Source organism: Paraburkholderia sp. BR10923 (assembly GCF_040948765.1).
Taxonomy (GTDB): Bacteria; Pseudomonadota; Gammaproteobacteria; order Burkholderiales; family Burkholderiaceae; genus Paraburkholderia; species Paraburkholderia youngii.
Map to the genome: position 1 here is coordinate 1 of NZ_JBFPKO010000079.1, position 6,929 is coordinate 6,929.

Consider the following 6,929-nt stretch of genomic DNA (forward strand, 5'->3'; position numbering starts at 1 on the left):
CCGGCCTCACAGTGCTTTAAAAAGGTTGATGCGCGTTGAAATTGCACAATGCGAAAGATTTAGCGACGGTGGGCGCTCAAATCGTGGAAGGCCGATTCCGGGCGGGGGTATTTCCGCATCCTGTTAAGCGCGTCGGCCTTTGTGCGTCAGGAATACGATGGAGCAAAGAAAACCGGGCATCATCTTACTAAGCCATTCTTTCACCCAGCCTTCTGTGCGCCGACGCTGATCCCGCGACCTCACTCCTGTGGGCAGGCGATCCGTCGCATGTACCAGTCCGCGCGCGGCTCCGCGTCGACCTGCGATTTTTGGGGTATCGAGGTGTTGAGCAGGACAAACTGCCAGCACTCGCGATGCGCGTCGTCGGTCAGCGTGACCGGCTGGTTGACGTCGACGCGCCGGGGCTCGTTGTGATCGAGCAAATAAACGAACCCGTCGTTGATCCTGCCGACGATCCGGTCGGGTAGCAACAGGCTGCGCTGACCACCGCCGGCCGCCATCCGCAGCCACGCGTCGGCGTCCTGCGCGCGGCGGAAGGTCACGATCCGCATCGGTCCCGCCGGATGCACGACGGTCCGCGCCGCGACGTACTGCGCGCCCAGGTTGGCGGGAAGCTGCGCCGGCCACGGCGAGATGTGCACGCGCTGGTCGTCCAGGCTGAACGCCAGCACCGCCTTCGCGTTCAGCTGGAAGCGCGGCGCCAGCACCTCCGCCGCCAGGCTCGCGGCGCCCGGCGGGGAGAGGCCGGCGATCTGCAGGGGTTCCGCGAGAACCGGCGTCGCCAGTCCCAGAAGGACGGCGAGAACCGCGCCCTGCCAATCGAAAGCCGCCATTCACAACCTCCTCTTATCTAGCGCTGACTTGTTTCAGATGCGCGAGCACGGCCGCCGGCACCGCTTCTTCCGTCTGGATCCGGCTCGTCTTGATCAGCGGCGGATGATCGGTGCCGATCCCGTAGCTCTGTGCGATCCCGACCAGGTTGTAGTTCTTGCCCGTGACCAGCGCAAGATGGTTCCAGTCGTTGAAATCGTGCAGCGACACATAGACGGTCCGGCCGAAGGTATCCAACTGGCCGGTCAACGACAACTGGTAAGGGGCGGCCTGCTTCACGCCGTTCAGGTTCCAGTCGCCGAATGCCGTGGCGCTGGTGCCGGCGCCGCGTCCGACATAGTCCGATTCCTTAAGCGCATTCTCGTCCAGATTGAGGCTGCTGCCGTCGGAGTAGTCGATCTTGAAGGTGTCGGAGGTCGGGCCGTGCGGCACCGCGTCGGCGGGATACGTATAGGCCGCATAGGGTGCGCTCGGCAGGCGCGTATTGGGTACCGCGACGCCGTTCCAGTCGTTCTGGTGATAGTAGTAGCGCTCGACCGCGTCGGTGCCGGTGCCGTCGGTGGGCACGCCCGACAGCTGGTACAGGTAGTTCATGATGCTGAGGTAGTTCGGCTTGTAGTTGACCGCAAGCTCGTCGCCGCCGTGCCGCAGGCCCAGGCTGTGGCCGAACTCGTGCATGAGCGTCGCGGCCTGGAAGTTCACGCGCATCGTTTCGCCCGCCGCGCTCAGGTTGTTCGCGAGGAAGCCCTTCAAGGTCACGAGTACCTTGTTGCCGGGCAGCTCGGAGATGCCGGACGATCCGCTGCTGCCGTCGCTGTTCTGCGACGAAGCGAGCAGGCCGTAGCGGAAGAAGGCCCGGCGGCGCGGATCGACGTGCTGGCTGTAATACCGATAGATCGACGTGCAGCCGTTCTCGAGCGCCGTGCGGCTCTCGGTGGCGCTCGCGCTCATCTGCGTGCACTTGCCGAACGTGCGCTCGTGGCTGGCGCCGTCGAGGTTGTAGTGCGCGGTGTCGACTTTGGCGGAGAAGCGCGTGCCCGCATCGAAGTGCACGACGATGTGATGCGGCGCGAACGCGGCGGCCATCTTGGTCAGCGTTGCCTCCTGCAGTTGCCGGGCCGAATCCTGGGTGGTCGCGCTCGCGTCGCTGCCCATGTAGTCGAGCTGGATGAACATGTCCTTCTGCCCCGGCCGCGCGCCCATCGCGTACAGGTCCAAGCCGGCGTAGGTGCCGCCCGCGGCCTTGGCCGTATCGGGAATGCCGTCGTGATCGCTGTCGGTGACGCCCGCCGCCACGTCGTTCGGTCCGCCCGGTGTGGGAAAGTCGACGAGCGTCCAGTCGGTGCTGGTGCCGGTGGCGGTGAATCGACTGTTGAGGCGAGCGATGGACTGGTCATGCGTATCCAGCGGATCGAGCGACTGGCTGCCGACGTACGTGGCCGCGGGCGTGGCGAACGCCGGCACGTTCGCGCCGACCCAGTAGTTTCTGGTGAGCGGCTCGGTGGTGCTCTCGCCGAAGCGGACGAAGTCCACCGTCCTGGCCGCGGCCTGCGCCGTCCTGGCCGCCTGCAGTTCGATGAAGCCCGAACTGTTGCTCCAGTACGGCAGATAGGTCCCGGTTGCGTCAAGGAGATAGACGACCTTGCTGGCGTCGTTCACCGTCGAGAGTTCGTCAGATAGGGTGATTTCTGGCCGGCGATCACGAGGTAGCCGTTGGCCGGAATCGTCACGTCGGGCAGTGCATAGTTGACCGACGCGCTGACCGACGACGGATCGCTTTGTTTGATGCCGCCGGTGCGCAGCACGTAGTTCTTCAGGTTCACCGCGACATTCTGTTTGTTGTATAGCTCAACCCACGCGACGCTGTTGGACGTGGTTGCCGCGTCCTAGTCCTTGTCCTGACGGAAATTGCCGGCCACTTCGCTGATGTACAGCCCGGCGGGTGCGTCTGCGGCGAAAGCGGACGCGGCACCGCCGCTGGCGGTGAGGAGCAGCGCGATGCACAGTGGTGGGGAAAGTTTCCAGAGAACGGGTTGCCGGGTATGGCGGTGGCAGACGTGACGCATGGTTATCCCTCGGTCAGGTTATTGGCGAGTCGAGCGGCCCTGCCTGCTAGCCGCGCCCATTTTTTAAAAGAAGCAAGTCCAGCGGATGAATGAACTCACGCTTCGAGAGGGTAGCCGCGTTCCCTCTCAGAAACGCGGCCCCCGAAGAACCGTACGTGCGAGTTTCCCCGCATACGGCTCGCGCACGGCGTTAAGCATCGCGCTGATGCCGGCTGCGTCTGTGCATACGCAACCTTCGCTACCGTCGCATCGTCCCGAAACCGAGACAAGGGCGCTGGTCCGCGCCACCCGGAACTGGACGCCTGTCGGCGCAGTAACACTGAATCCCGAGCGCGACTGCATCGTTAAAACACATACGCACTCGACTGGCCGCATGATCGAGGCGACAACTTGCTTGACTCGCGCCGACGGGAAACCGGCGCCACGCAAGGCTCACTTCGTCGGAGTCGGTCGTCGAACCGGGGAAGTCTCAACATTTGTGCAATTTCGTACCAACTTTTCTTCGTTTGACAGACGCCGTCTACGGACGTTTAACAGCCATGGTCAAAGCTGTGCGCAAGTTCGGCGTAAGCTCGACATCACCGCTGCTGACGGAATTCAGCGTTTCACGAACCAAGTCCGGATAGGCACCTTTGGAAAACTGGCCGATAGCGATATTCGCAGCTTCCCCCGGGGAATTCAGCCGAAAGAGTTTTTGTACAGCGAGTGCACGTATCAACTCACTATCGTGGCCGTCCGCTATCTGGTTCAATGTCTGCACGGCCTCACTTCTTAAGTTCGCGGCATTGGGAATGCTTGGTTCCTCAAGAGTGCCGATGAGATTCAGTCGCGCGACAGCGGTCCTCTCATCGGTCGTGGCATCGCTCCTCAAATCGCTCAGCGCCTTACTGAAGACCTCTCGAGGCGTTTGACTTGGCATGTTGAAGTAAGTCTCATACATCTCGGCATATTTGGATTCGTTTCTGCCCTCCCAAATGGCATTTGCTTCTTGCAAGACTATGTCTCTGCCAATTGCAGAATCAACTAGAATGGATCGAAGAATGTCTCGCTCCATGCCCTGTTCGGCAGGCATGTCGTGATAGAACTGAGTCACAAGCTTTGCGACCTCGGGGTCATTTTCCAAAGCAATCTGCAGCCGAGCCCGAAACTCATCCAGCTCATTCTGAGACATGTTGCCGCGATTCACGATCTTCTGAAAGATCGCACGAAGGCTCGCGTCAATTTGTACAGGTGTATCATTGGATGCCGCTCCGGAGGGCTTGTCATCGGTGGCCAAACTCCCGCCGGCATTAATGCCATCGGGCCACGCAATTCCCTCTTTGCTGCTTGTCGCGGTAGCTTCGGAAGACCTCAAGTCTGTGGGCTTGTATGCGCGCTTCGCTTGCTCCGAACTTACCGTGGGCGCGGCGAGAAATAAGAGGTACCCTGCCACCACCATCAGCAAGCATCCAACGATGGCTAGATGGACTCGACGCCGTGAAGATAAATTTATGTTGAAGGACATAAGCTTTCTTTGTAGATAAGGAACGTCAGCCGTCTGACACAGTGCACGCCTCGCTCTTGGCGGTATCGTGGCGATACCAAAGACACTCCGCTGTCTCAAGCCAATGAACAAGGCGAATGGCGATCTGAGTAACTAAATGCGCTGATAGTTGCAGCTACTGCCACGCCACTCTGGCAAATATCCTTCACGATCATATGCGCCACCGACGTATGTGCAACGCCAACTCCACCCCCCCATCCAATCGGAACTCCATCCCGCTGGGCAGCTTGACTGCAAGGTGAGGTAGTTATCCGCTCCGATCACGTGGACTTTCCCCCATCGTTCGCTGAAGTTGATGACTGCGCGGCCCTTCCAGCCCGGGTTAGGCCCACAAGTGACCGTTTCGCTACGAATATTGCATGCAGTCCATGACTTATTGATCCCGACATCGATCGCCATGCTGACGATTTTTATCGGGATTCCCCACTGCGCACCGATGTTAAAGCTGGTGGTGTGGCATGACGAATGGCCTGTCGTTAACGCCACGGTTCCACAGCTTCCTCCAGAGCCACCGAAACAATAGTGCCAGTCCGATCCGTCCAAGGAGTAGCCGTGCTGGCTTTTGCCGATCCAACCCAAGAACTGGGTGTTAAGCGTCTGCGCGCTGACGGGGCCGTTATAAACGTCCAGCCAAGCAGCTATGAGCAGAATTAATATCTTCTTTGATGCCACGGAAGATTCCTCTCTTGGTTTCGGTTAAGGCTACGCTGATCAAGCCGCGTAAATGCGACTTGTTGTGACCAAGGCATGCATAAATTCTCGAGATCGCGAATAACCGCCCAAAAAGCGGGTTCTGTCGCAGTAAGACCGAGAGGTCGGCCAAGTCCAATATGGTATGGATTCCTTATCCAGCCAGTGAATAGAATTGCTGTGCGGGAGTTTGCACCAACGCCGCCATCGTCCATCTGCCCCTTGACGATCATGTGCATAACTTCGATGCCGCCCAACAGGATGCGGGTACAACGAAACCTTTTGAACCCAAGCATCGGTCGAGTTCGGCGCTTGATCGCCCGATGATCCTGTTCGAGAGGGTAGGGTCGAGAACTGGCGCGCACACGGTAGGCTCCGGTGGTCTCTCCACCGCTTTCGCGGTGGTCCTCAGTCCGGCTGCCATAGTCACGTTTCCAACTCCCGTCACGTCAAACCGTGCATGCGGTTTTCCCGCACACGGCTTTCCTGTCTGCTTCATGTCAAGGTTTATGGGACCTATCATGCTGGGCGCGCTTTCGGCGCAGCGGTACGACGAACCCGGTAACCATTAAACAGTCCCAGTTCCTAGCTTTGTCAAGTTAACGAACGCTTATTCGCCCCATGATCCGGGCGCGCCAAAGGAATACATGCGACATCTCAATCTCCCAGCCAAGACCGGGGGGGGGGCATCTGGCCAAGCGCGCCGCCGTTACGACGACACCAGTCACGATAAGCATCGAAGTCAATGCCGACCACTGAAATGCGGGTTCGCGAACACTATCGAAAGGCTAGTGCGTTGACGAGTTCCCGGCGACTCACGAACATAGACCCCTTGTTGCTGATGTCGCGATTTCCCCCATACCCGCCAGAGCGGCAAGCGTTCGCATGCACGTCAAGTCCACGCCATCTGTGACAATAAGCTGAGCGCGCCGCTTCAGATCACGATTGCCGCCCGCAGATGCGTCCCTGCCGCCTCACCCCAGCCAAACTACCGATCAAGAAAGACCTTGTGCGCGCACAACCAAAAATCAAACTACTACGGGCCGCACGAAATTTGTTACCAACATACCACCAATCGCGAATCGAATGGATATCAATTATTTTTTCGATATCCAAACGAGTTTCTAATATCGCCCAGTTTCTAAGGTTCTTAACAACACCGGAGTTGGCGGGGTTTTGTCGCATTAGCGCGGTCAAGTAAAATCCGTCGACCACGACGTATGACACGCATGATGGCAAAGACGAAGACGCCGAGCAAGATGCTGCCCGCCGGCATTGGCAAGGTATTGAAGCGGTTGCGCTACCCGCTGGACGTGATCCTGCTGTGCGTCCGGTGGTACGTGGCGTACTCATTGAGCCTCCGTAACCTCGAAGAATGAAATGAACGCGGTCGTCAGTTGCCGAGCCCAGTGGTGCGCACCGCCGGACGCTTCCATCCCGATCAGGCACGGCGTAAGGTTCGCGAAGTGTTCGAGGAACTTTGCTCGCTTGATCGGCTTGTTCACGATCTCGCCGGTTTCCTGATCGATGTAATGCAACTGGAACACGTTTTCGCGATGTCCACACCGACTGCTGTACGATTCATCACTGGATCCTCCGGTCGCCTTGGAAAGCTTCCTATTTGCCACTTGGACTCATCGATGCCGTTGACCCGTGAGGATCCATCTTGCTTTGAGCTTGCCCCTGAAAAACGTATCCCTTGCTGAGGTTTAAACTGCAGCAAGGAGAAACGAAGATGAGCCAATTGAAGCGTGCGCGGTACACCCTGGAATTCAAGCTGGAGGCGGTGCGGCTGGTGA

At 58.9% G+C, this 6,929-nt stretch carries 6 protein-coding genes and 3 pseudogenes; 1 reads left to right on the top strand and 8 read right to left on the bottom strand.

Going from position 1 to position 6,929, the window contains the following annotated elements; all coding sequences use genetic code 11:
* Nucleotides 1-239: 239 nt before the first annotated feature.
* The 7 genes and pseudogenes from AB3X94_RS40960 to AB3X94_RS40990 form a co-directional block, all read right to left on the bottom strand.
* Complete coding sequence (locus tag AB3X94_RS40960) at nt 240-833, bottom strand: hypothetical protein (RefSeq protein ID WP_368594309.1); 594 nt, start codon at nt 831-833, stop codon at nt 240-242.
* A 13-nt stretch (nt 834-846) separates the two neighbouring features.
* Nucleotides 847-2,490, bottom strand: coding sequence for a hypothetical protein (locus AB3X94_RS40965; RefSeq protein ID WP_368594310.1), 1,644 nt, complete (start codon nt 2,488-2,490; stop codon nt 847-849).
* Nucleotides 2,487-2,654, bottom strand: coding sequence for a hypothetical protein (locus AB3X94_RS40970; RefSeq protein ID WP_176112321.1), 168 nt, complete (start codon nt 2,652-2,654; stop codon nt 2,487-2,489). Before AB3X94_RS40970 ends, AB3X94_RS40965 begins: the two co-directional genes overlap by 4 nt.
* 63 nt (nt 2,655-2,717) lie before the next feature.
* The gene (locus tag AB3X94_RS40975; protein ID WP_368594311.1) at nt 2,718-2,897 is read right to left on the bottom strand and encodes a hypothetical protein; all 180 of its coding nucleotides are present in this window, start codon (nt 2,895-2,897) and stop codon (nt 2,718-2,720) included.
* 520 nt (nt 2,898-3,417) lie between these two features.
* Nucleotides 3,418-4,401 (bottom strand): hypothetical protein, encoded by a 984-nt coding sequence (locus AB3X94_RS40980; protein WP_368594313.1) that lies wholly within the window; start codon nt 4,399-4,401, stop codon nt 3,418-3,420.
* Between the two features lie 132 nt (nt 4,402-4,533).
* Nucleotides 4,534-5,112: a hypothetical protein gene (locus tag AB3X94_RS40985; protein WP_368594312.1), complete on the bottom strand. Its 579-nt coding sequence runs from the start codon at nt 5,110-5,112 to the stop codon at nt 4,534-4,536.
* A gap of 172 nt (nt 5,113-5,284) precedes the next feature.
* Nucleotides 5,285-5,465: pseudogene (locus tag AB3X94_RS40990) on the bottom strand (DDE-type integrase/transposase/recombinase); the annotation flags it as partial.
* Nucleotides 5,466-6,359: 894 nt separating this feature from the next.
* On the opposite strand from AB3X94_RS40990, the pseudogene AB3X94_RS40995 reads away from it, so the two are divergent.
* A pseudogene (locus tag AB3X94_RS40995) lies at nt 6,360-6,506 on the top strand (IS6 family transposase); the annotation flags it as partial.
* A gap of 15 nt (nt 6,507-6,521) precedes the next feature.
* On the opposite strand, the pseudogene AB3X94_RS41000 reads toward AB3X94_RS40995, so the two are convergent.
* Nucleotides 6,522-6,715, bottom strand: a pseudogene (locus AB3X94_RS41000) (IS110 family transposase); the annotation flags it as partial.
* Nucleotides 6,716-6,929: the final 214 nt, after the last annotated feature.

Coding starts and splice junctions, on each gene's coding strand:
- AB3X94_RS40960 (WP_368594309.1), bottom strand. CDS start 833: ATGGCGGCTTTCGATTGGCAGGGCGCGGTTCTCGCCGTCCTTCTGGGA.
- AB3X94_RS40975 (WP_368594311.1), bottom strand. CDS start 2,897: ATGCGTCACGTCTGCCACCGCCATACCCGGCAACCCGTTCTCTGGAAA.
- AB3X94_RS40980 (WP_368594313.1), bottom strand. CDS start 4,401: ATGTCCTTCAACATAAATTTATCTTCACGGCGTCGAGTCCATCTAGCC.